At 37.5% G+C, this 24,697-nt stretch carries 17 protein-coding genes and 1 pseudogene; 9 read left to right on the top strand and 9 right to left on the bottom strand.

What is annotated here, in order from left to right:
• The 3 genes from ACINWC323_RS00300 to ACINWC323_RS00310 form a co-directional block, all read left to right on the top strand.
• Positions 1 to 929, top strand: a 929-nt coding sequence (locus tag ACINWC323_RS00300) for an IS5 family transposase (protein ID WP_009509646.1), incomplete at its 5' end; no start/stop codon positions are given.
• A 224-nt stretch (positions 930 to 1,153) separates the two neighbouring features.
• Positions 1,154 to 2,512 (top strand): aromatic acid/H+ symport family MFS transporter, encoded by a 1,359-nt coding sequence (locus tag ACINWC323_RS00305; RefSeq protein ID WP_009516309.1) that lies wholly within the window; start codon positions 1,154 to 1,156, stop codon positions 2,510 to 2,512.
• 45 nt (positions 2,513 to 2,557) lie between these two features.
• Positions 2,558 to 3,826, top strand: a complete 1,269-nt coding sequence (locus tag ACINWC323_RS00310; protein ID WP_009516315.1) for an OprD family outer membrane porin — start codon at positions 2,558 to 2,560, stop codon at positions 3,824 to 3,826.
• Between the two features lie 78 nt (positions 3,827 to 3,904).
• Here the strand turns inward: ACINWC323_RS00310 and ftn are convergent, their stop codons facing one another.
• Entirely contained in the window at positions 3,905 to 4,369 is a 465-nt protein-coding gene (ftn, locus tag ACINWC323_RS00315; protein ID WP_009516307.1) for a heteropolymeric bacterioferritin subunit Ftn, read from the bottom strand.
• Positions 4,370 to 4,722: 353 nt separating this feature from the next.
• Here ftn and ACINWC323_RS00320 point away from each other — a divergent pair, with 353 nt between their 5' ends.
• The gene (locus ACINWC323_RS00320; protein WP_009516305.1) at positions 4,723 to 5,778 is read left to right on the top strand and encodes an SDR family oxidoreductase; all 1,056 of its coding nucleotides are present in this window, start codon (positions 4,723 to 4,725) and stop codon (positions 5,776 to 5,778) included.
• Positions 5,779 to 5,848: 70 nt separating this feature from the next.
• Here ACINWC323_RS00320 and ACINWC323_RS00325 read toward each other — a convergent pair.
• Positions 5,849 to 6,724: pseudogene (locus ACINWC323_RS00325) on the bottom strand (helix-hairpin-helix domain-containing protein); the annotation flags it as partial.
• A 108-nt stretch (positions 6,725 to 6,832) separates the two neighbouring features.
• Here ACINWC323_RS00325 and ACINWC323_RS00330 point away from each other — a divergent pair.
• From ACINWC323_RS00330 to ACINWC323_RS00345, 4 genes are read left to right on the top strand one after another with little or no spacing between them, the layout of a single operon-like run.
• Entirely contained in the window at positions 6,833 to 9,451 is a 2,619-nt protein-coding gene (locus tag ACINWC323_RS00330; protein ID WP_171062235.1) for a hypothetical protein, read from the top strand.
• An 11-nt stretch (positions 9,452 to 9,462) separates the two neighbouring features.
• Positions 9,463 to 11,451 (top strand): hypothetical protein, encoded by a 1,989-nt coding sequence (locus ACINWC323_RS00335; RefSeq protein ID WP_009516320.1) that lies wholly within the window; start codon positions 9,463 to 9,465, stop codon positions 11,449 to 11,451.
• Between the two features lie 16 nt (positions 11,452 to 11,467).
• Positions 11,468 to 12,004 (top strand): hypothetical protein, encoded by a 537-nt coding sequence (locus ACINWC323_RS00340; protein WP_009516294.1) that lies wholly within the window; start codon positions 11,468 to 11,470, stop codon positions 12,002 to 12,004.
• Positions 12,004 to 13,359 (top strand): site-specific integrase, encoded by a 1,356-nt coding sequence (locus tag ACINWC323_RS00345; RefSeq protein WP_009516298.1) that lies wholly within the window; start codon positions 12,004 to 12,006, stop codon positions 13,357 to 13,359. Before ACINWC323_RS00340 ends, ACINWC323_RS00345 begins: the two co-directional genes overlap by 1 nt.
• Before the next feature lie 384 nt (positions 13,360 to 13,743).
• Here ACINWC323_RS00345 and ACINWC323_RS0119440 read toward each other — a convergent pair whose 3' ends face one another.
• The 6 genes from ACINWC323_RS0119440 to ACINWC323_RS00370 all read right to left on the bottom strand — a co-directional run bounded on the left by ACINWC323_RS0119440 (position 13,744) and on the right by ACINWC323_RS00370 (position 22,611).
• Entirely contained in the window at positions 13,744 to 14,031 is a 288-nt protein-coding gene (locus tag ACINWC323_RS0119440) for a hypothetical protein (RefSeq protein ID WP_019767926.1), read from the bottom strand.
• Positions 14,012 to 16,051, bottom strand: coding sequence for a PHP domain-containing protein (locus ACINWC323_RS00350; protein ID WP_009516293.1), 2,040 nt, complete (start codon positions 16,049 to 16,051; stop codon positions 14,012 to 14,014). The genes ACINWC323_RS0119440 and ACINWC323_RS00350 overlap by 20 nt, the downstream gene beginning before the upstream one ends.
• Positions 16,052 to 16,151: 100 nt before the next feature.
• Positions 16,152 to 19,592 (bottom strand): DEAD/DEAH box helicase family protein, encoded by a 3,441-nt coding sequence (locus ACINWC323_RS00355; protein ID WP_009516302.1) that lies wholly within the window; start codon positions 19,590 to 19,592, stop codon positions 16,152 to 16,154.
• A 30-nt stretch (positions 19,593 to 19,622) separates the two neighbouring features.
• A complete protein-coding gene (locus ACINWC323_RS00360; protein WP_009516317.1) occupies positions 19,623 to 20,828 on the bottom strand; it encodes a restriction endonuclease subunit S in 1,206 nt (401 codons plus the stop codon).
• Positions 20,825 to 22,306 (bottom strand): type I restriction-modification system subunit M, encoded by a 1,482-nt coding sequence (locus ACINWC323_RS00365; protein WP_009516303.1) that lies wholly within the window; start codon positions 22,304 to 22,306, stop codon positions 20,825 to 20,827. Before ACINWC323_RS00365 ends, ACINWC323_RS00360 begins: the two co-directional genes overlap by 4 nt.
• A 98-nt stretch (positions 22,307 to 22,404) precedes the next feature.
• Positions 22,405 to 22,611 carry a helix-turn-helix domain-containing protein gene (locus ACINWC323_RS00370; protein WP_009516296.1) on the bottom strand — a complete coding sequence of 69 codons (207 nt, stop codon included), beginning with the start codon at positions 22,609 to 22,611 and terminating at the stop codon, positions 22,405 to 22,407.
• Between the two features lie 95 nt (positions 22,612 to 22,706).
• Between ACINWC323_RS00370 and ACINWC323_RS00375 the strand changes: the two genes are divergently transcribed.
• Entirely contained in the window at positions 22,707 to 23,186 is a 480-nt protein-coding gene (locus ACINWC323_RS00375) for a hypothetical protein (RefSeq protein ID WP_009516304.1), read from the top strand.
• A gap of 310 nt (positions 23,187 to 23,496) precedes the next feature.
• On the opposite strand, the gene ACINWC323_RS00380 is transcribed toward ACINWC323_RS00375, so the two are convergent.
• The gene (locus ACINWC323_RS00380; protein ID WP_221408631.1) at positions 23,497 to 24,690 is read right to left on the bottom strand and encodes an IS256-like element ISAba26 family transposase; all 1,194 of its coding nucleotides are present in this window, start codon (positions 24,688 to 24,690) and stop codon (positions 23,497 to 23,499) included.
• Positions 24,691 to 24,697: the final 7 nt, after the last annotated feature.

The raw sequence follows: 24,697 nt of genomic DNA, 5'->3' as shown, positions 1-24,697 counted from the left end.
AGAAGCCTACACACAAAATCTACCGCACAACCAATTGGCCCGCATATAACCGAGCACTCATTAATCGCGGAAATATTGCCCTTTGGTTTGATCCTGCTACGCAATGGTATGCTCCATCAAAAGGCAAACAAGGGCGAAATCAAACCTACTCCGACGCAGCCATCCAATGCTGCTTAATGATTAAATCCTTATTCCGTCTATCTTTACGTATGGTCACTGGCTTTGTGCAAAGTCTGATTAAACTTTGCGGATTAAATTGGACCGCACCAGATTACAGTACGCTTTGTAGAAGACAAAAGCATATTGATATTGCAATCAGCTACCAAAAAAGTAGCGATGGGCTGCATCTACTCGTAGACTCTACAGGGATGAAGTTTCTAGGTGAGGGCGAATGGAAACGCAAGAAACATGGAGCTGAATATCGTCGCCAATGGCGTAAACTACATATTGGTATAGATGCCAAAACCCTACAAATACGCGCTATTCAGCTCACAACCAATAATGTCTGTGATTCACAGGTGCTTGGTGATTTACTTAATCAGATTCCACAAGATGAGCAGATTGACTCTGTTTATACCGATGGAGCTTATGACACCAAGCAATGCCGTCAGGTCATTGCAGATCGGCAAGCACATGCGGTGATTCCACCTAGAAAAAATGCGAAACCATGGAAAGATACAAAGAGTAGCTCGCTAGAGCGAAATGAATTACTTCGAACAATTAAACGTTTAGGTAGGACACTATGGAAAAAATGGTCAGGCTATCATCGCCGAAGTTTGGTTGAGACTAAAATGCACTGCATCAAATTATTAAGAGATAAACTCAGTGCAAGGAGCTTTGATAGCCAAGTCAATGAGGTTCATGCACGTGTAGCAGTCCTCAACAGATTTACGGAATTAGGTCGACCACTTACCCAAGTTACGCCTTAAATTTGGCTCAATTAGGGGCGCTTTGCCTTTCAAATCTTTGTGCAACAAAGCCTTCCGCAGCATAAAAACATAAATTAAAAACAATATTTTTCAAATATTTAAACAATAAAAACCACAATACTTTAAAGACATAAAGATATATCAATTAGGTTTTTGACTCTACCTCGATAACAAAATAGTTTAATAAAAAATAACTCGATACTTCACAAATTGGAGGTGAAGCAATGGATACAAACAAGGTCAATATTAATGACACTATTGATAAAGCCCGTTTTACCGCATTTCACTGGAAGGTTTTAATCTGGTGTCTGATCATTATTATTTTTGACGGTTATGATCTGGTTATTTACGGCGTCGCCTTACCCCTGCTGATGCAGCAATGGTCACTGACTGCCGTGCAAGCAGGATTGCTTGCCAGTGCAGCGTTGTTCGGAATGATGTTTGGTGCCATGATTTTTGGCACACTTTCAGACAAACTGGGGCGTAAAAAAACCATTCTGATCTGTGTCACTTTATTCAGTGGCTTTACCTTCTTAGGTGCTTTTGCGAAAAGCCCCACTGAATTTGCCATTTTACGATTTATCGCGGGACTTGGCATTGGTGGTGTGATGCCAAACGTTGTCGCATTGATGACCGAATATGCGCCGAAAAAAATTCGCAGTACCTTAGTCGCACTGATGTTTAGCGGCTATGCCATTGGTGGCATGAGTTCTGCCTTACTGGGTGCATGGTTAGTCAAAGACATGGGCTGGCAGATCATGTTTTTAATTGCAGGCATTCCCCTGTTACTTTTGCCTGTGATCTGGAAATTCCTGCCTGAGTCATTGGCTTTCTTAGTGAAATCGAATCATCACGAGCAAGCCAAAATGATTGTCACTAAAATTTCACCTGAAACTGAATTAACCCACAACTCAGCGCTGGTTCTAAATGAAAGTACCAGCACTGATGCCCCTGTTCGTGCCCTATTCCAGCAAGGTCGTAGCTTTAGCACCTTTATGTTCTGGATTGCCTTCTTTATGTGTCTGTTGATGGTCTATGCGCTAGGTAGCTGGTTACCAAAACTGATGCTACAGGCGGGCTATTCTTTAGGTGCCAGTATGCTGTTCCTGTTCGCACTGAATATTGGCGGTATGGTCGGTGCGATTGGCGGGGGCGCATTAGCGGATAAATTCCACTTAAAACCTGTCATTACCAGTATGTTCGTCATTGGCGCAGGTGCCCTGATCTTACTGGGTTTCAATAGCCCACAATTTATTTTATACAGCCTGATTGCAATTGCTGGTGCCGCAACCATTGGCTCACAAATTTTGCTCTATACCTTTGTGGCCCAATTCTACCCTACCGCAGTACGTTCAACCGGTATGGGTTGGGCCTCAGGCATTGGTCGAATTGGTGCCATCATCGGTCCTGTGTTAACCGGTGCTTTGCTGACCTTTGAACTGCCCCATCAGATGAATTTTCTCGCCATCGCAATTCCCGGCATTATCGCGGCACTCGCCATTTTCTTAGTGAATTTAAAAGTCTCTGTTGCGGCCCAACCCGCGACCCGCTTTAACTCCCAACCTACATTGACTCAGCAATAAAACTCCGTGCACCGAGGACTGGTGCACTGACTTCGGATATGGATTATGAAATTATTACAGCACTTTTCCCCTTCACACTTAACGGTTGCAACCTTATTGGCAATGGGCGGCTTGGCTTGCCCAATGGTTTTTGCTGCCGAGATGACCCAGCCCGCTCAGGATGAATGGAAATTTACCCTGAAAAATGCCTATATCAATCGCGACTATGACAACCCAAGCCTGAAAGATACGGGAAGCTGGTCACAAGCGGCGTCTTTATTCTACAAATCCAATATGCAGGATACACCACTGCAAATCGCAGACAAAGCAATCACCATTGGGGCGGATGCTTCGGTACAATATGCAGTCCGTTTAAGCAAGGATAAGCATGTGGTGGATACCGTGTTGCCCTTTGACAACCAAACCCAATCACAAGCCTCTGATTATTTAAAATATGGTGCGACCCTGAAACTGGGCTATGACAAAACACTGCTCAGTGTCGGTGAACTCTGGCTGGATTTGCCTGTAACGGCAGTAGATGCCAGTCGCCAGTTATTGGCTTCTTATTGGGGTACCAATTTAAAGTCACAGCTCTCTGATCAGCTCTATGCCGAAATAGGCCGTGTCACCAAAGTATCGCCCCGCAATGAAGAAGATTTCCGTAAATTTTCTTTTACTGCCAATGGTAAAACTGAATATTCCGATGGCTTAAATTATCTGGATCTGCGCTATCAGCTCACGCCATCATTGAAGGCCGAATACTACTTTGGTAATTTAGAAGACCTCTACAATAAACACTATGTCGGGCTAGAGCATACCTGGAAACAACCCGGCTTCACCCTGAATTCCAAGTTTAAATATTTCAATGCCAAAAATGACGGTAGCAACTTTGATATTGATGCGCAAAATATTGGTGTTCTGGAAATGCTAAAACTAAATAATCAGTCTTTTGGTTTGGGCTATCAACAGATTATCGGGGAGTCTGCTTATCCTTTACCTGACGGTTTCCTGCCTGAAACCTATTTTATCAACTGGAATGCCACAGGTTTCTTTAAAAAGAATGAAAAGTCATATCACCTGATGTATGGCTATGATTTTAAGGACTATGTGCCTGGGCTGAATGCGATGGTGAAATATGTCTATGGACATGACTTTAAGGCAGCCAATGGTGAGAAAAACCATGAGACCGAGTCCAATATTATTGTGAATTATGCCTTTCAACAGCCGTATCTCAAAGGCTTTGCTTTGCAGTACATCCGCATCGACTATGATGTGAAACATGGTAATGACTTTGGTGAAGACCGCTTATTTGTGAACTATAGTAAAAAATTCTAAGTCTTATATTTCTTCCTTACAAAAAAAAGAGAACTTCAGATGAAGTTCTCTTTTGCAGCACACATTCAAACGGCTCAATTAGATTTGTGACTGAATATAATTCTGCAAACCGATCAATTCAATTAAACGTAATTGCTTTTCTAACCAGTAGGTATGATCTTCTTCTGTGTCTGAAAGCTGCTGACGCAACATATCACGGCTAATGTAATCGCCTTTATCTTCACACAGTTTAATACCCACTGCCAGTTTTTCACGGACATGGTATTCAAGTGCCAAATCCGCCTTTAAGCAGCTGACAACATCCGTACCGACATTAATGTCTTCACGGTTCATATTCGGTTGAGCACCAAGGAACAGAACACGACGAATAATGGCATCGGCATGAGATGCTTCTTCCTGCATTTCATGGTCAATACGCTCATAGATCTTGTTCAGGCCCCAATCTTCGTACATTCTTGAATGAATTAAATATTGATCACGAGCAGCCAATTCACCGCCAATGAGCATATTTAAATAGTCGATGACTTCTGGATTGCCACGCATAATACTTACTCCTATCGAATGACAATATTATGGCCAAGTTATAATAGAATTGCAAAAATAAAAGTGTGTAAGTTTATGATTTTTATAAAATTAAAATGAGAAACATACGCATTTACAGTTCTGGTTAGCCGAATTTATCTAAATAAAATAAGCCTTTGCATATCATTTATTGCTTTAAAAATGGATAATTCTATTGAAAATCATTTGTTTGATTTTTTGTAACGATTAGCAATGCTTCTTATTTCGCCGAAGTTTTGATCAAAAAAGCCTAAAAAATGACTGCCCAGCTGTTGTTTGTTTAAGCAAAATTCGGTAAATAACAGCAATCACAAAAACATAATGTGGAAACCACAATGGATAAAAGTAAACCGATTTTGGTCACTGGCGCGACGGGTTATATTGCAGGCTGGATTATTGAACGCCTGCTCAAGCAAGGTTATACGGTTCATGCCACAGTGCGTGATCCATCAAAGAAAAACAAGATCCAGCATCTCTATGATCTGGCAGAACAATCATCCGGGCACATCCAGTTTTTCAAAGCAGATTTGCTTGAAACAGGTTCATTTGATGAAGCAATGAAAGATTGCGAAATCGTGATTCATACCGCCTCGCCGTTCGTGGTCACCAACTATAAAGATGCCGTTAAAGACATTATTGAGCCGGCGGTGAAAGGCACAGAAAATGTTTTGAACAGCGTTAATCGCACCGAGTCAGTCAAACGTGTAGTGCTGACATCAAGCATTGCTTCAACCTATGGCGATGCAGTTGAGATTCAAAATACCGCCAATAATGAATTTGATGAAAATCACTGGAACACCACCAGTAGCGAAACACACCAGCCTTATCCTTATTCCAAAGTCATGGCCGAACGCAAAGCCTGGGAAATGGTAGAACAGCAAGATCGTTGGGATCTGGTGTGCATTAACCCAGCGTTAGTGATGGGTCCATCCCTTACCGATGCCAGTCAGTCAGGCAGTATTGAAGTATTGCAACAGTTTGGTAATGGTACCACCTTGTTTGGTGTACCACCGATGTGGAATGGCATTGTTGATGTACGTGATGTGGCCGATGCCCATGTCGCCGCTGCATTGAATCCGGAAGCACACGGTCGTTATATCATTTGTGGTGGCACACTCAGCTTATTGGACATGGGCAAAGCACTTACTCAGAAGTTTGGCTATAAGTTTCCCTTCCCGCATTTTACTGTGCCCAAGACCGCCTTTGCTTTTGTCGCGCCAGTCCTCGGCCATTCACGTGAATTTGTAAAATTGAATATGGGCTATCCGATTTATTTTAATGCGCAACGCAGTGTCAGAGAACTCGGCATTAAATATCGCGATGTGCGTGAAAGTGTCTGTGAACATTTCCAGCAATTGCTGGATGATGGTATTGTGAAAAAATATATTTGATACAAGAAAAAGGCGGCATTGATGCCGCCTTTTTATCAATTCGCACTGATTCAAAATTTAAATCAAGAATCTATGCTTCATAGTGTTGCAAGAACTCTAAAAACTCTTGTTCATTCATTACGCGAATTTCCAGTTTCTGCGCTTTATCCAGCTTGCTACCCGCTTTCTCGCCAGCCACCACACATTTGGTTTTACTGGACACACTGCCACTGACACGGGCACCTAAAGCTTGCAGCTTTTGTGTCGCCTCATCACGTCCCATGCTTTCCAGCGTTCCAGTCACCACCCAGCTCTCACCATTCAACGGTTGACGCGTTGGCGCAGTCGGTGCATCCCAATGAATGCCTGCTGCCATTAAGCGATCCAGTACCTCAATGTTATGCGGTGCCTGAAAGAAATCAGCAATCCATTCTGCGGTAATATCACCGACATCAGGCGTTTTCTTGAGTGCTTCAATATCTGCTGATTTCAGAGCTTCAAGCGTCTGGAACGTATTCGCCAGCATACGCGCTGTAGTCTCGCCTACCCCACGGATCCCCAAGGCATAAATAAAGCGTGCCAACGTGGTTTTCTTGCTGGCTTCAATTGCATCAATCAGGTTCTGAACCGATTTCTCACCCATTTTCTCGATGGTCAATAAGGTCGCGCGATGTTCATGTAAATGATAAATATCAGCCACATCTTTGAGCAAGTCGAGATGCAAAAGTGATTCCACCCAACGATCGCCTAAACCTTCAATATCCAGTGCTTTACGTGAAACAAAATGACGAATCGCCTCAATACGCTGCGCTGCACAATACAGGCCACCTGAACAACGAGCCAAGGCCTCACCTTCCGGCATGACCACTGGTGAATCACAGACGGGACAATTTTCTGGAAGATGTACAACTTCTGCTTCAACAGGACGGAATTCCGCCCAGACTTTCTCGACCTTCGGAATCACATCAAAGTGTCACCTTACAACTAACTTTTCACTATTCAAATATTATTGTAATAACTGAAATTTTGATATAAAACTAGAACATCTTCACTAGTTGAAACTATCAAAAAGAGAATGGTTGTGATAAATCATGACGAAAGGCTCATTTTTATATCTACGTTTATTGGTGTAGGTGCGTTAGTCAGAAAATGGATTGATTCTAAGAGCGCGAATCAGCAACCCTTACTTTCCCTTATCTTGATTCGGTACATCGAACTGATCCATTCACCTTTCAACAATGATGATACAACCGAGCTAATTCTTAACCTTACTTACATTCGTGCGGACCTTTGCCAGCAAAATAAATTTAAATATGCAAATGAAAGGTATAAAAAGATTTGCTTGCTCATAAAGTACATGATTGATGAGAGCTATTTCAAAGGCGGAAATGTCGATGATCTATCTTCTCTCATGTGTACTCTCACTGAATCTCAATACGAAGCCTGTAAGGCTGAGAAAATTCCATTCGAGGTTTCTCTCAAGTTCAATAATGACCTTTCCAAATCAGATACAGTAGACAATGCTAAAGATGCCCCCCTCTCACCTACTGTTGTGCTAAGACTTGAATACTTATCAGGAATTTTGAATGCTGATGTTTATTATTTAATTTCTAATTTTATATCTCAGTCGAATAAGCAGCGACAAACCCAACTATCATTTTTAATGAAAAGATACATAGCAATACTGTATGAACCGCTTAACAATAACGATTCAGGTGAACTAGCTAAAAGCCTACAATATATTCGAATAGACCTTTGCAAAAGACACACTTTTAAAAGCAGCCTGGCCTTAATCAATAATCTTATAATGATGATTAAACGATTAATTAATACAGAATTTTTTAACAAGAAAGAACTAAATAAACTAGATAATTTTCTTACTTTACCAACTGAATCTCAATTCAAACTAATTAAGTCAGAAATTATACCAGAAGAAATATCAAATCTTTTCGCACATGAATCCGGCGCCGATAAGAACTTTAAGAAAATACTAAACTCCACCTGCACTCCAGAAATTGCGAATAGATTAAAAGAGCACGTTAACAGTTTTAAGCATAAGAAACATCATAGAGGACCCTTAATTCAATTTTTAGAGCAAATTTCATCAACTAATATTGAGTGGTATAAACATCCCAGAATTATTCAAGGTGAGCTTTTAAAATATAGAGGTAACTTGCTTGATGAATATCAAAGAAATACTGCGTATGGTAAATTCCAGAACGTTAAGAACTCACTTGATGTGTTAGTTAAACATAGCCTATTACCAGAAGACTTTGAAATGCCGGACAATTTGCGTAGGTGTACAAATACGGAAAAGGTGCGAAAAAACAACCCACTCATATGTGAAGTGGACATGTATGATGAAAAAAAGCGTGATGAATACATAAACACTCCCCAGTTTATCGAATCTTTAAAGAGCGAACTTTCATATAACTTGTATATCCTTGTGAAAAACGCCCAAGAGATTGTTTTTCAGGGGTACAAAATGTTTTGTAATAAAAATATCATCATAGAGCAAAGCCAGTTTGATGAATTCATGAACCACCCTCAATTTCTCATAAGTAGAACAAAAGACAGCAATTCTAAGTCAAAGATAAACCCTTTTAATAGCGCACATCCACTACGCTTAAATAATTTAACTGCTTATTACGATCATTACTTTAATGATCTACTAAATGGCAAAACTAAACATAATATTAACGGTCTCGCTATAAGCGAAGATATCCTTGGATATCTAGGCTTAACAAGCAGTATTGCATCTGCGATGCAAACCATCATCACAGAAGAATTAGGGATTAATCCGTACTCGCTTTATAGAGTAAAAATATCATCTGACGGTCACGGCCATGAATTTGTTATAGTGGATGATGAGGGTTCTGTAAGAATTAAAGCTTTAAAACCACGAGCTAGAAACGCTCGCTCAAGAAAGGCAGAAGGATCTTATAAATCATTAGCCGATATAGATGCATATGAAATAAATGCAGCAACTTGCTTAAGAATGGCATTAGAAATGACAGCAAGAATCAGAGAGACCTTGGGAATACGAGATCTATGGGTTTGCCTAATTTGTCAGGGTGTCACTGTTCCATGTCCTGAAACATTCCAAAATAAATTTAATAAGTTCTGCTTGACGCTCTCATCTCAGAACACGACTTTGCAGGAAGCTACATTAAAAAAAGTACGAACATCAAAAGGTGTTTTAATTTATTTAAAATCAAATGGCGACTCCATCAAGACTGCGACATATTTTGGTAATACTGTTAAGACAACCCTCAATCGTTACATCCCGAAATATTTAACTGAAATAATTTACAGACTCAAAATAAGAAACTTTCAGAAGATATTTCTGTTTATGGCAACCTCATCTGATAAATTACCTTTCAAGTCACTAAATATGAGTGAGGCCGAATTTAAATTACAGCTAAAACAAGTTTTCAATAATCCAGATATGGGAGGTAATTTATACGAAAAACTAACTAACCCTTGTATAGATAATGAGGAAGATATCCCACTATATTTTTGTGTATCTGATCTAAACCTTCAGTTAGCTATAGAGTATGCGAAAAATGGTAAAGATGAGAAGTTAAAGAAAAACTGTAAAGATGTACTTGATAAGATTGGGCAAGAGTCCTCAGTAATGATGAAGCATATGCTTAGGAAAGCACAGTTAAATGTCGAGAAAAATAGTTATTAGGTGTGTAAATAATGAAAAGTAATTTAAGCCCTATAAAGGAACGCATAGACCCTAATGACTTGCCAGAGACCATTGTTAATTCCTCTTACCCTAAACCTCGATGGATGTTGAACGAGTCTATAAATGATAAAACTTGGTACTTATCCAAAGTTGGTATTAATTTATCCTTCTATAAGGAAAACATTAACAAAGCCCAAAAGTTTGAATTCAAACAAAAGATTGCAGATAATGAGTATCTAACTGACAAAATTAATGAAGCATTATTAATAGATATCCGTAACAGTCTTCTTTTTCTTGATACAACAGGTAAAATTACAAGACCAGCTAGGATTTCGGATATCGCTATATCTGTAATTCATCTCATCTACCATGCAAATGAATTTCGTATTTCCAAGAGCGAACCTTTAGTTAGAAGCCTAGAGCAAATCAAATTAAAAGAGTTGAAACATTACTTGTTATCTTTCAATGTAGAGAGGGATTTGTTTGAAAAAGCAGTTAATTTTATATTAATAAAATGGAGCTCAAAGAGCGATATAAACTGGTCTTTAATAAGAACTGAGTTTGCTATTACAACTAGGGAGTTTAAAAGTCTTAAATACAAGGTAATTAAATACTTAGAATCAAAAGATGATGGCTTTTTTTCTCAAATGGCATATAAGCGAGAATACAATAATGCATGTACACGAGAGTTTGACATAGACTTTGCTCTGTATCCAAGTCAAAGTACAATCTCTAATGAAATCTCTAAATTGGAAGCCTTTTTTACTGCAAGAACTGCCCAAAAATATAAGTTTCAGTATTCGCCAATGAAACTGTTTTCTGTGGGAAGGACTATTTTTGATGAAATGATCGATAGAGTGAAAACTCCATTGATGCCAATTTCATTATCCCTTCATACAACTTCCTCAGCATTACATTTTGCACGCGTTTATGGAGGGCCACTTCGTCAGTACCTTTCGGATTTATCTAAAGGCGAAGTTAACAGGATAAAAGAACTTGGTATAGCTTTATCAACCAGCAGGCAACATAGCCTAAAGATAAAGAATTATGTATATAAAACAACTAAGATCCCAGAAGCTCTCAAACCTTTAATTATTACGTCATGGGAAAAAGGAGATGACATTAAATCTGACTATAGCGAATTAAGAAATGGCATGTCTGTTAATATGGCTATCAGACTTTACACAGCTGCAATATGGATTCTGATCGCCAGCTTCTCTGCTGGCAGAGCAACATCATTGCGGACTTTAAACCGTAATTGTTTTGTACAATCCCCAGTTGATGGTTTGTTTGACATAGTCATGAAAATTCCTAAAAGCTCAGAAAGGTTAGAGTTAGAAAAAGTACATAGACCTATCCCTGATTTGATATACGATTACGGTCTAGAGTTCGCTTTAATGGTATGTGAACTTGAAGAAAGACGAGGTTTTATAGGAGATGAGAATGAACTATTTTTATTTGGTTGTGCATTGTCATATAGATCAATAAGTGCAGCTCGTGAAGATGGCGGGGAAAACTCTAAACACCCTTTAAGCGACGACTATATTAATGTTTCCATTAATATGTTTATGGACTGGATTGAATCTCCCCTGATCGGTGGAAAAAGATGGTATCCATCAACACACCAATTTAGAAGACTATTTGCTGTAGTGTATTTTAATTTCTCAGATCAAGTTGGATTAGATGAGCTATCTTGGTTCATGGGTCACTCTAACCTCGATCAAACATTCTATTATGCAGAAGTGTCGCCTGATGATGAATGGATCGACGAAGCTGAGGCTACAATTGCACGGATAGGGGCATCATTAAACAAGCATATTAATAGTGATGAAGCAGTGAGAAGCATCATTAACAAAGCCAGACAGTCAACAAATATTTCAACTGTGTTAGAGACACTAGTCCGTAGATTGATTGACGAACATAAAGAAAAAACAGGTCAACAAGTCCGTTTCTGTAAGATTGATGGAAACGAAGTTTTCTTTTACTTTGTTAAGCCATAAAAGTAGGAATTTAGTTATGTCAAAGTTTAAAAAGGGCGAAACTTCGAAACCAGTTATCGACAAAAAGATTGAAATATCCTCATCTATAAAGCGAAAAACTGAACTCATAAATAAGATAGAATGCTTTGAAAATATACCTAGCAGCTTGGAAATGAAAAAAAACGCCATCTCACAAACTTCAGTTCATAAGTGGGATGATATTGATCTTAATATTATATCTTATTCTTACAATACGGCTCATGCTGAGCATAACTTAAAATATTTAAACGATCTAATTGATTCAATTAAAAATGCCAATCATAGGCTTTCTAAACTCTCAGAATCAGAAAGGAAGGATAAAGGTAATTCCACCGCCAGAATATCACAAAATGAAGTGAACAAACTAAAAATTGAAAACGAGGAATTACGTGTTGCATTAGCGGAAGTTTATAGAGCTTATATGAGCCTTTTAGATCAATGTCGAGAAGATAAGGAAATCGATGCTGCATATAGAAAACTTATTCTATCTCAAGCTCAAATCCTAGGTAGAAATCGACTCTGGCTGGTTAAATAATGTCTTCTGTAGTCGTTGCAAAAGATCCTAACCTTAAATTTCTCAATACTAGTAGGCGAATAGACCAAAACAATGATTGCCCACTTCCCATGATTTTAAAGAAAGGTGGTAAGTTTGATTGGGATGCTAATTCATTTATTACTCATTATGGCGGTGGTTCACAAACATATAATATTCGCCCATTAGCAAAAACCGTTCAAAAAAAAGCATATAGTTTAAATTTGTTCTGTGATTTCCTTGAAGATAATTCTATAAATCTGACTGAAATTAATGATAGCACTCTTTATCAATATATTAAGGAGTCAAAAGATAGGAATATTAAAGACGGTACTATTATTCAACATGGAAGGACTGCAATTGAATATATAGATTATCTCAGTAAAATGTATCCAGAATGGAAACTGGGTACTACAGGGAAAGATCCAGATAAAATATTCAGCGTGCATTATGAAAAACTTAAATTCAAGAAAGGAAGTATAACAGGTGAATACTTTCATCATGAATCACTCGTCGGACTAATTAACATTGCCTCTGAAGCTGAATACGTTCATGATCACGAGTTAGTTATGTGGCTAGATGCCATCAACTGCACAACCAACCACCCAAGAATAAATACATTCCTCATAAGCAGGTGGGAAGCCTTAACCACATTACTAGATGTTACAGGCTCTAGAATAAGTGAAGCTCACGAGATAACCCGAACTATGATAAAAGAGGCAGCAGATTCATTACTCATCAGTGACAAGCAGCCAATAATCCGAAATATTCCCATAAGGAAAGGAAAATACAAAGGTAAAACTCGATCAGTGAGGACAACCCACGAGGATATTCAAGTTATTCTTTTATACGTCCATGTAATTGAAGATATGTTTCCTGATATGGAGCATGATGCTCTTTTTGTCGATTCAGTCACAGGAAAACCATTGAAATCTACTTATTTAAAAAATTATGCAAAAAAGGTTATTAACGGTAGTAAGTATTGTGAGGCGCTGAGGCACCTAACCAATCATTCTTTTCGCCATAGATTTATTACTCTTAATATAGCTAAAGCAATTATGAAAATATCAGCACAAGGTAGCTTTTCAAGTATTCTGAGTGTTGCTTCAAATGCATGCCGTAAAGTTACCATGCACGCAAACAATGAATCTTTATCACATTATGTGCATCTAGCCACTGAATATAATGAAAAAAACGATCAAGCAGATATAGATATGAGCAATATTTCTCCTCAAATTAGAATTCGTGTAAAGAAAATGATCTCAATTGCAAATTTGTTCCGCTTAAAGGAAATAAACGAAGCTGAAGCTTTAGATTCTCTTCTCTCAACGATAGATGGATTTAAGAAGTTCACCTAAAACCAATCAGCCTTTGTTCTTCAGTTCAGATAAGCGAGCGGGAAACGTCCAAAGCTTCTGATGAATAGCCACCGATTTTGTAGACACCATTTAGTTAAATAATGGCAGAGGACTTTTACAAGTTGGCTGCCTAAAATCTCCCAAGTGAAAGCCTCCTACTAATTCAGCACACATCAGAGTTTATATCTTACAAAATAAGCTTAGGCTCATATTTTGATATAAATCTACTACCAATTCCTAATTAAAAGGATCACCCAATACATCTTCAGAACCAAAAAATTCTTTTAACTTTGTCTAAAACCTTATTAGGATGTCCAACTAAGACATGAATGGATGTCCGAGTGTTGATTTTTCACTTTAGCATCCTGCTTAGAATCGTTTGTATTAACTATATTTGGCTAAAGCTTCTTTAAATAAATTCTCACTCTCATCTTTGAATCTAGTCCGTTGGTTATTTAATTCTAAAAATTTTGCATATAAATTTTTATAAATTATATCATGAGCTTTATTATGAACTGTTACCTCAGTAGGACTATCCATCTCAAAGCTACTTTCTAAGCATAAATTTATTATAGTTAGAATATCCTCTTTAGAGATTTCATCTAAAGCACTCCAACTGTCGCCATCTAATGAAAAAAAGCCTTTACCATTATCAATTTTCAAGCACTTCATAACCTTTCCTTCTTTCTAAATAAGGTTCACTACCTGCTTCTAAGCAATTAAGTAGTACTGCATGATTGTTTGTTTCTTTGCCATTAAGACTGACTAACACTTTATCTGTAGGATAGCCTGTATACAATTCGTACTGTTCTTTACCTTGAAAATCCTTACTTTTACTCGTATATACCAAATAATCAGGTTTTATAGATGCACCTACGGTACTGTTGTGTGTTACGAGAATCACTGGCATATATCCGGATATTTCTTTGATTAGAGTATTAACTTTTTGAAATAGAAATCTATTATCAAATGATGATTCAGGTTCATCAATTAGCAGAAGGTCATACTGACTAGCATCGCTTATTTCTTGTAAAAGCCTATATTCTGAACGCTCCCCACCAGATACCTGATAACCAGAAGCATTTAAGATGTTGTAGCTTATTTTTGTGAATAATTTGTGGTAGTCAGTTTCAGCTAAAGATTCAATTTTTCTAAGCTCTTCGAGGTAAGTAAAGCCTTTCGAATCATATTGAGAAAATGCGTTAACAAAAGATAATTGTTTCCCCAAAGTTGAGCCAATATCTCGAGCATTATTAAATTCATTTCTTTTTGCAATCTTAGAAAAACCTTGGATATCATTCCTTAGAAATTCTTTTTCTTGCTTTATTAACTTACATAAGGCATTGAACTTGTCAATTTTTTTCTGATCGAGAGCAAGCTTATATAAATTAATCTCGTTGATCGGTGAAGCTGATGTGTGCATTTTTAATTCAAATTGGATATTATCGATAATGTCATTAACAAATGATTTTTTTAATTCTATCGCATAGTTTTTATTATGCTCAATTATTAAATCTATAATCAACAGCCTTAAACTATTATCCGAAATGTGTCTGTTAATAATTTCCTTGAATCCCGATGAGTCAGCTAAACTCATTGTAGCTTGGACTAGCTTCTTCAGTGAAGATAAGTCATCTATAGTAAATTTTGACTCTGTAAATAGCTTAGCTTTAGCAAAAGTATCAAGTCTGTCTGTTTCTGATGCATGTTTTAGTAAGGACTCAATAAAATCATTAAGTTCTCTATTTGATCGAGTGATATCAACATCTCTCATTATGTCTACACATTCTTTAAATTCTTTTAAGTAGTCTTCAGTGATTCTAGAATGAGTAGTTGTAAGGTTTTTTGAAAATTCCTTTTCATCATCTTCATCTTTCTGTAAAAGAGAAAATTGTTTAATATACTTAATTTTTACATCTTCAGTATCATTTTGGTTTGCAATTAAATTTAAAGTATGAGATTTACCTGATGATCTTTCGCCTATAACAACATTTAAGCCAGTAGATAATTTTAGACCATTATTTAATGCTTCAAAAAAATGGTGTCCATCTTCTCTAGATAGATGCACTTTGTGTTTGTCGGATAATGCAACTTTAAGAGCTGTAAGAGTAATATCACCGATATCTATGTATGTTTGTCTAGCAGGAATAGCTTTTAGTCTTTCTTCCATGCGTAAGTCACTAAAGCAAACTGGTACTAAAGCGTTTTTATCTTTAATCGAGTAGGCAAATTTCCTTGGGCTGGTTACTTCTCCAGCTGTTATAAAACTTGATAATTGATTTAAAGTTTCTTCTTTGATTTCAGGTGACTTCTTATAATGAGGTATTAGAAGATAATTTGAAAGATCTACAAATACTTCTCGAAATTCCGCAATAGATATTGATGTTTCTTTATCTGGAATCATTGCTGTAATTCTATCGCAACGCATTTTAAAATCATGTAGTTCATTATCTTCAGCAATGACTAAAATGTGTGTTCCTTCTATATCAATTTCGATCCCTGGAAATATTTTAATTTCAAGCTGACTTTTAATTTCTTGGAATTGTTTTAAGTCAAACATATTATGATTAGTTATTGCAATAGCATCTAAATTTCCTTCTGATACGTACCACATTAGCCGTTCCATGCAAAAGCTAAAGTGTTTGTCACTGGGAGTACTAACAGTATGAATGTGCAAGTCAATTTTCTTCATTATTTAATTTTTCACATATAGTAGAATTTAAAACAACTCAAGATAAGTGTATAAAATTTATCATGATAATAAATTAATTTCACTAAATTGTTTTGATAGTTTAAGCCACCGCTTTATTAAACGCTTCAACAACCCCAAATATGTTGTCCGCATCTCCATCACCAAACACACCATCAATCCCTTCAAAATGGATTTGATTAAAAGGTGGTTCATATAATTGTGCAGCTTCTAACACACCATTTTGAGTTAAATGCTCAATCAACATTTCCACAAAACGGATTTGCTTCTCGTTATAGGTTGAGCCTTGCAAATACTTAGAAAAGGCTTCCTGAACTGCCTGACGATCTAATCCCACCAATGAGCGAATGAATAAAGGCAATGTTTTTTCTGTACCAAAACATTCTTCAAACTTATCTCGGCTTTCTACTTCTTGAGCTTCAAAAACAAAGCGTTCTAACTCACTTAGATCTGTCGGTGTAAGGGTTGAACCACGTTTTAGCTTCGCAATGGTAATGTGGTTTTCATTCGCCTTAATAAAGCTTTCTACACGTTTACGGTACTGAGCAAGATTCACACCTGTTGATACAACAGGAATATCAACTTCTTGCATCTCTCCAATTTCATCATCAAGCATGGAATAGACAATGGTTGAAGTCGATTTCTCAATCAGTTTGACCAAGCCACGAATACGTTTACGCATCGCCTCAAGCATCGGTAAAGTAATGCCTTTCCAATATTCAACGGTTTGAATGTCTTGAATTAGGGCAATCTGTTCAGCAACAATAGGTATATTTTCTTTACCTTCTAACTTAGAAGCGATTTCAATGACCTTACTGGCATAGCTTTGAATAGCGGTATTGTTCTTTTCTAATACTGCCAGTTCAAGGTTATAACACAACATATCAAATAGTTTAGCTTCTAATGTTTCAGGCTCAAGCTGATTTGGTAATTTAGAGATGTGTTCTCGTAATGTACCAATCGCAAGGTCATCCAAGTTTTTCCAAGCATCATTATTTTTGAAATGTTCTACATGCTCAAGTTCAGATTTTACAATGAAGTTATCTTTGTTCATCGATTTAACTTCTGTTTGTAGGCTCTGACGTATATCTTGCTGAACCACTTTTAAATCTTCGGTTTCATAGTCCTTGGAATTAAGTAGACTCAAGATATTTAATCGAGCTTTGAACAGTCTTTGCCCCAAAGGCTCTGTGGTTGATACAGGCGCACCATCAGGGTTTTCATTGAAATATTCAAAATTAGAACAATAGTCGAAGATAAAGAATTCTTTTTTATCATCTTCAGGGCTAAACAGCTCTTTGCAGAGGCGTGTACCACGCCCAATCATCTGCATAAACTTCACTTTAGAGCGAACCGCTTTAAAGAACACTAGATTGACCACTTCAGGTACATCAATCCCTGTATCGAGCATATCGACAGAAATAGCGATTTGTGGTTCAGGCAAATTTTTCTTACTAAAGTCATCAATTAAGCTTTGCGGATATTTGGTGGCATGAGTAATGACACGAGCGAACTTACCATCATATTGTGGATAGTTTTCATTGAAGCGATCTGCAATAAATTGAGCATGTTTTTGATTCACAGCAAAGATAATAGTTTTGCCTAGACGATCCCCACCTTCGGTTTTAATACCATGTTCCATCAAGTGCTTTAGCATTAAATCAATCGTGCCTGTATTAAACAGTTCTTTATTGATCTTAGACGCTGAGACTTCTTCGGGCGCATCTTCATCGCCCCAGTTTAGACTATCCCAATGTTGTTTTTCTTCTTCGGAAAGTTCGTCATATTTCACGCCTTCACGCATGAATTTTAGAGGCACAGAATAAGCTTTTGGTGGCACTAGATAGCCATCTGTAATCGCTTGATCGAGATCGTAATAATCAGTTGGGACACCACTTTCTAAGCCAAATAAAGCATAGGTATCACGATCGACTTCATCTCGTGGTGTCGCAGTTAAACCTACGAGTAAACTATCGAAATATTTAAAAATCTCACCAAATTTTTGGTATACGCTACGGTGTGCTTCATCAATAATAATCAGGTCAAACATGCCTGTGCCGAATTGTCGTGCACCATCAGCATTTTTTTCGTCAATTAAGCCCATCATGGTTTGATAGGTAGAAAAATACACACGACCCACTTGGTTTTTATCTTCAAGTAAATTGACGAATGAAGCATCTTTTAAATTGGCTTTAAAGGCATTGTGAGCCTGATTGACCAAAGATGTACGATCGGCAAGGAATAACGCCTTTTGTACCACATTGGCTTTCATCAGCACATCAACCAATGCAATGGCGGTACGGGTTTTACCTGTACCTGTTGCCATGATGAGTAAGCCAGCACGCTCTTTACGTTGATAGGCTGCAAGCATAGCTTTGATGGCACGAGTTTGGTAATAACGCTCTACAATTTCCGCATTAATCGGGAAGCTACTCAGATCAGGATTGTTTTTACGTCGTTCAATCAGGCGTTTCAGTTCTGCTTGTGTATAGAAGCCATATACCAAACGTGGTGGACCACCTTGAACTTCATTCCAGATTCGAGTTTTATAGCCATTGGTATAGAAAATAACAGGTCGTTGTCCTGTTTGTTGCTCTAAACAGTCTGCATAGAGTTTGGCTTGTTGCTGTCCTATATCGGGGTCGGTCGATGTGCGTTTTGCTTCCACCACAGCCAAAGGCAAGCCGTTGCTGTCATATAGCACATAATCCACTGAACCTTTACCCGATGGACTAGGCATGCCTGTAACAGCAACTTCTTCTCGTGCAGTTGCTCCGATTTCCCAACCTGCTTCTTCAAGCAAGAGGTCAATTTTAAGTTTTCGGGTTTCGTCTTCTTTATAGTCAGTATGGTCTTCGATTTTGCTATTGGCAATTTTTGCTTGTTCGACTTGCTGACGGATCTGCGCTCGTTCTGCATCTGCTTGAGCAAGGAGTTTTTCACGTTCTTCTAAGTTTGCAGATTGTTCAAACAGTCGTTGTTCTAATTCACGTAGGGCTTTGTGTTGCTCTGCAAACTCTTTTTCTTTAGCTTCAGTTTCTTTTTGCAGTTGCTCTTTATTGGCGGTGATTTGCTGCGTATTGTCGGTATTTGGAATTAGTTTTGGGTTAAATAAAATTGACTGAGAACGGTCTTTTGAAGGTGAGCCATAATTACGCTCAAACCAAACATACATCAGAAATAAATGGCTGATGTGTTTTACCGTTTCTTCAGTGGTGAGCTGTTTGAACTTTTTCCCATGTACGGCACTATTGCCGACCATGCGGATGTTATCCATTTTATCCCAAATGTAGGGCGGAATCAGGTCTTTAAACTTTATGTCGTTGAGTAGGTTTTGCAGCTTTGCATCGTAGGGTTGGGTGAGTTTTTTGTCGTATTGATATAACCACAGCACGAGGTTTTCGAGTGATGTTCGAGCCGCAGCAAGGGCAAATTGTGGGGAAATATACACGAGCTTTTCAGCTTCTTTGGCTGTAGCAGCCAAACTTGAAAAATCAGGTTCTAAAAACTGAAAATTACTCATGTATATTCCCTCAAATCTTAAATCAAAGTTTTATAAAGTTCCGCTAAAGGCTTGGTTTTGTATTGATACAAATAAGTCATTAATTCTTTTATATGATTTTAAAAGAATTTGCTTATTGTTATTGACCATATGTAAAAAATCAACAAACTGCTTTTGTTTTTCAATGGGGGGGGAAGGAAACTCTAAATTATCTAGAATTCCTGTGTTCATGTGAGTAAAAGCACCATCTGCACCTGTTTGAAGCCTACTCAAACGATGTTTACAATAAGTCATTAGACCTACAAAATATTCAGGTAATAGATTATTTCCAAATCTTAAACGAATCAAATTTGTACTTATCAATGATTTTTCATATTGCGAGTGTACTACCCCCATTTTACCGACTGTCCCAGCTCGAGAAATGATAACGTCACCTTGTTCAACTGAATAAGACTCTAATTCTCTAAACTTCTCATTTGTTACCCAAAGCGAGGGATTATCAATAAATTCTCCACTAAGTGTGATTACATCCATCGACCAAACTGGAATTCCATTTTCAACATATTCATGTCTTTTTAATGCACTTCCAAATGGTCCACATTTAGTACCATTTTTAGAATCAATATAAAATTTGCTTAATTTTTCTATATTAAATTTATACGGATTAATTTTGGGATCACCAAACATTTCAATAAACGTGGCTTGTAAAAGATGATCTAACTTTTCAATCGCTTGCTGACGTTTTTGGCGTAACTCATTCGCTTGATCTAAAATAGACGTAATTCGGCGTTGTTCTGCTAGCGGTGGTAAATCAATGTTCAAAGCTTTAACCTGAGTTAAGCTTAAATTTTGAATAACACCAGTTACTTTTGAATTAGTAATCTGACTTCTGGCAATTTCACCACCCAACCAATAACTTAGATATTCGGGTAAGATTTTTTCAAAATCACATCGAATAATGCAAACAGCTTGATTGCAATTTAAATCAGGGGCATCATCAGGTACAACACAAGAGCGCCCAATTGAACCAGCTATCGAGATTAATACATCTCTAGGCTTAATTACTGAACGGCTTAATTTTTTATGAGTTTGTTCATCAATATATAAAACATCATCTTTGAAATTTAATAACTTGTCGTGAATATTATTCACTCGAATAAATGGGATTCCATTTTCTTGAAATGCCATTCCTAGAGTTGTTGGTGTTGTACCTTTGGTTACGATCTTTGTAACATCAGAAAGAGTAACCATTGTCATTTCAACAACTCCTTAAGCGAAGCCATTCCTTTTAAAATATCTTGCTCAAGCACTTCTAAATCCGCCAAAATTTTACTTGGTGTCTCATATTCCACTTGCTCATACACCACTTCTTTATAACGGTTAATCGACAAGTCATAACCATTAGCAGCAATGTCGGCTTTATTTACAAGAAAGCTTTGCTCAGTCGCTTTACGACCTGACTCAGCATCTAAATTTTTAAAACGCTCAATAATGTCAGGGATGTTATTATTTTCATGCTTAGACGCATCCAGCTCATTACGCTTATCATCCAACGAATAACCATCGGCTTGCATATCATAAAACCAAACCTTGTCCGTACCACCTGACATGGTTTTAGTGAAAATCATTATCGCAGTTGAAACCCCAGCATAGGGTTTAAACACACCCGATGGCATCGAAATAATCGCTTCAAGCTTTTGCTCTTCTACAATCTTCTGACGTAAATCTTTATGTGCTTTAGACGAACCAAAGAGCACACCATCAGGCACAATCACCGCAGCACGACCGCCCGTTTTCAGCAAACGTAAAAACAAAGCTAAAAATAACAATTCCGTTTTTTTAGTTTTCACTACAGCCTGAATATTCTTAGCACAGCTTTCATTATCCAAACTGCCTGCAAATGGAGGATTGGCAAGAATCAGGCTGTACTTGCTTTCAATATGCGAGTGCACCTCACTTAAAGAATCACGGTTTTCAATTCGTGGGTTCTCTACACCATGCAGCATCATGTTCATAGAACCAATACGAAGCATGGTGCTATCAAAATCATAACCAAAGAAGGTTTCTTCACTAAAACGCTTTGCTGCTTCAGCGTTGACAAAAATCTCAGTGCTGTAGTGATCATTGAGATATTCACTTGCTGCTACGAGAAAGCCTGCTGTACCGCATGCAGGGTCACAAATGGTATCAGTAGGTTTTGGTTGCATCAGCTCCACAATCATTTTGATGATATGGCGAGGTGTACGGAACTGACCGTTTTGACCAGCTGAAGCAATTTTACCGAGCATATACTCGTAAATATCACCCTTGGTATCTTTGTCATCCATTGGTACATCTGCGACCAAATCTACAACCTTGGTTAAAAGCGCAGGTGTTGGAATGGTAAAACGAGCATCCTTCATGTGATGGCTATAAGTCGTTTCGTCTTCAGCACCCAGATTCTTAATGAATGGAAAGACTTCATTCGCAACAGTGTTATATAGCGTTGCAGCATCTCCCAAAGTGATGAATTTCGACCAACGAAGATGATCTTGCTCTGCGGTGAAAATTGGATGTTCTACAGCTTTCTTTAAACGATTGGCTTTCTTTTCTTTTGTAATCTGAATTTCATCTAGTCGGCGAATAAACAGCAAATAAGTCATTTGCTCCATGACTTCAAGCGGATTGGAAATACCACCACTCCAAAATGCATTCCAAATCTGGTCAATTTTACTTTTAATATCGCCTGTAATCATGCTGTTAACGTTCCAATTTCTTTGGAGTTTATTGTGTTAGATTTAAAGAGTAAAATCTATGAAAAAATAAAGCAATGCGTCAAGATTAGACGTTAGTGCTATGGTAATAATTCTTTTGCGTTGATTTCTAATACAGATGCAATTTCATATAGTTTTTCAACAGTGAGATTGACCTCTCCACGTTCAATGCGCCCCATATAGCTACGATCAATTCCACATTGAAGTGCGAGAGATTCTTGTGTGATGTTGGATTGTTTTCTTATTTGACGGATCGACTGCCCAATTTTTGCTGCTAATTCTGTCATTTTTACTAAAAGTATTAAAAATAGTAATATCAGCAATTGAGGACTATACATCCACGGATTATAATCCTCTTTTTTCACGTTATGAGATCAATCTGATGACTAAACCTACTCCATTACCTTTCTATGATGAGTTCATGACAATTTTTAAGAATCACAATATCTCGAATTGGGAGGCTAAAGATTTCGTCAAATTGATAATGGGTAGCAATGTAAAAATTAATAAAAAAAATCAATTTGAAATTTATAGAGCACTAAAAATACTTGTTCGTTATAAATATTTGAGTATTGATCCATCCCAATCGACACAAAAACGATTTATCTACTGTGAAACGGAGTTAATGAATGAACTAAGAGTAAGTCCAATTCGTAATAAATTGGGACAAATATTTGAATTAAAGGAATTAGAACTCTTAAAACAGATTCAAGAAAAGGAACACAATATTTCTTTTATAAAATCACTTTGTGAAGACAATCCTGAAGTAACAGATTTTTTAAACAAAAAAATAGAAAAATTAAACGATGAAATTAGCTTAATCAAAAGTAATATATCTCTAATGGAAAATATTTGGGGTTAGATTTAAACTAAAATTGAAGTGTGCTGAACTTTTTAGAAGTTTAAGTATTTCTAATATGTAGCCAAATTTAGTGGCTATTCAAAAATTCCATAATATATAGATACGATTGATAAACCTCAAATATCTCATATTTCTATTTGACCCTAGTGTGGCGTGGATGCGGTACTTGGTTCTGCCTCTGGCATTAAGATTAATAAAAGTCTACTACTAAAAATGCAGATACATTGGTTTTAATTTAGCATAGAAAGATTGCCTTCTAATGCTTGGACTTTCATCGAGCCTGTAAATTATTTTGTGTAAGTTCCATTTTTTATAAATGATCTTTTAATCGATCATCGAACTGAATCGTAAACCAATTCATTGCTAAACGCCAATTTTGAATTGGCATCGTCCATTTCTTCGCAGCATTTGATGTTGCTAAGTAAATGACCTTCTTTACTGAGTCATCAGATGAAAAGATTTTCCTTTTCTTCGTTGAATGGCGTATTACGCTATTCAACGACTCAATCGCATTTGTTGTATAAATAGCATGACGTATTTCGGCTGGATAGCTAAAGATCGTTCGGATATTTTCCCAATTGGCCCGCCAGGATTCTCCAATTTTGGGATACTGGTGATTCCATTGATCACAGAAGATGTCTAGGGACTTTAAAGCATTTTCCTCTGTACTTGCCTGATAAATCGCTTTCAGACCCGACGTAACAGCCTTGTAGTCTTTCCAGCTTACAAATCTCAGGCTATTGCGTACAACATGCACAATACACAGTTGAATATCAGTATGAGGGTAAACAGAGGCTATCGCGTCAGGAAAGCCTTTTAATCCATCTACACAGGCAACAAGAATGTCCTGTACTCCTCGATTTTTTAGCTCTGTCATGACTGACAGCCAGAATTTGGCACCTTCTGTCTGAGCAATCCACATACCCAGTAATTCTTTTTGCCCATCCATATTGATGCCTAAAGCAAGGTATACGGACTTGTTAATCACATTGGAGTGCTGACGGACTTTGACAACAATACAGTCAAGATAGACAACAGGATAAAGGCTATCTAAGGCTCTATTTTGCCACTCAGTCACTTGCTCAATCACAGCATCGGTAACTTTGCTGATGAGAGATGCTGACACATCGGCATCGTACATTTCTTTGAAGAAGGCTACAATTTCCCTATTAGTCATTCCTTTTGCATACAGTGAGAGGATTTGGTCATCCATACTGGTGATGCGTGTTTGGTGCTTTTTGATAATTTGTGGCTCAAATGAACCTTCTCGATCACGGGGAATATCTAAAGCCAGTTGTCCATCTTGAGTTGTAATGGTTTTAGAACTAAACCCATTACGGCTATTTGAGCCTTTCTTGGGCTGATGCTTTTCATAACCGAGATGGTCTGAAAGTTCAGTATTGAGTGCAGTTTCAATCATGAATTTTTTAAAGACTGCTGTCATTTGGTTTAAGTCTTCTGGTGTTTTTAGACCTTTAGCCAATTCGGCAGCCATACTTTTGATTGTTGCT

This window comes from Acinetobacter sp. WC-323 (assembly GCF_000314615.1).
Taxonomy (GTDB): Bacteria; Pseudomonadota; Gammaproteobacteria; order Pseudomonadales; family Moraxellaceae; genus Acinetobacter; species Acinetobacter courvalinii.
Note: the sequence above shows the minus strand (reverse complement) of the source record. Positions and strands in the feature narration are given on the sequence as shown.

Coding starts and splice junctions, on each gene's coding strand:
- ACINWC323_RS00305 (WP_009516309.1), top strand. CDS start 1,154: ATGGATACAAACAAGGTCAATATTAATGACACTATTGATAAAGCCCGT.
- ACINWC323_RS00310 (WP_009516315.1), top strand. CDS start 2,558: ATGAAATTATTACAGCACTTTTCCCCTTCACACTTAACGGTTGCAACC.
- ftn (WP_009516307.1), bottom strand. CDS start 4,369: ATGCGTGGCAATCCAGAAGTCATCGACTATTTAAATATGCTCATTGGC.
- ACINWC323_RS00320 (WP_009516305.1), top strand. CDS start 4,723: ATGGATAAAAGTAAACCGATTTTGGTCACTGGCGCGACGGGTTATATT.
- ACINWC323_RS00330 (WP_171062235.1), top strand. CDS start 6,833: ATGGTTGTGATAAATCATGACGAAAGGCTCATTTTTATATCTACGTTT.
- ACINWC323_RS00335 (WP_009516320.1), top strand. CDS start 9,463: ATGAAAAGTAATTTAAGCCCTATAAAGGAACGCATAGACCCTAATGAC.
- ACINWC323_RS00340 (WP_009516294.1), top strand. CDS start 11,468: ATGTCAAAGTTTAAAAAGGGCGAAACTTCGAAACCAGTTATCGACAAA.
- ACINWC323_RS00345 (WP_009516298.1), top strand. CDS start 12,004: ATGTCTTCTGTAGTCGTTGCAAAAGATCCTAACCTTAAATTTCTCAAT.
- ACINWC323_RS0119440 (WP_019767926.1), bottom strand. CDS start 14,031: ATGAAGTGCTTGAAAATTGATAATGGTAAAGGCTTTTTTTCATTAGAT.
- ACINWC323_RS00350 (WP_009516293.1), bottom strand. CDS start 16,051: ATGAAGAAAATTGACTTGCACATTCATACTGTTAGTACTCCCAGTGAC.
- ACINWC323_RS00355 (WP_009516302.1), bottom strand. CDS start 19,592: ATGAGTAATTTTCAGTTTTTAGAACCTGATTTTTCAAGTTTGGCTGCT.
- ACINWC323_RS00360 (WP_009516317.1), bottom strand. CDS start 20,828: ATGACAATGGTTACTCTTTCTGATGTTACAAAGATCGTAACCAAAGGT.
- ACINWC323_RS00365 (WP_009516303.1), bottom strand. CDS start 22,306: ATGATTACAGGCGATATTAAAAGTAAAATTGACCAGATTTGGAATGCA.
- ACINWC323_RS00370 (WP_009516296.1), bottom strand. CDS start 22,611: ATGACAGAATTAGCAGCAAAAATTGGGCAGTCGATCCGTCAAATAAGA.
- ACINWC323_RS00375 (WP_009516304.1), top strand. CDS start 22,707: ATGACTAAACCTACTCCATTACCTTTCTATGATGAGTTCATGACAATT.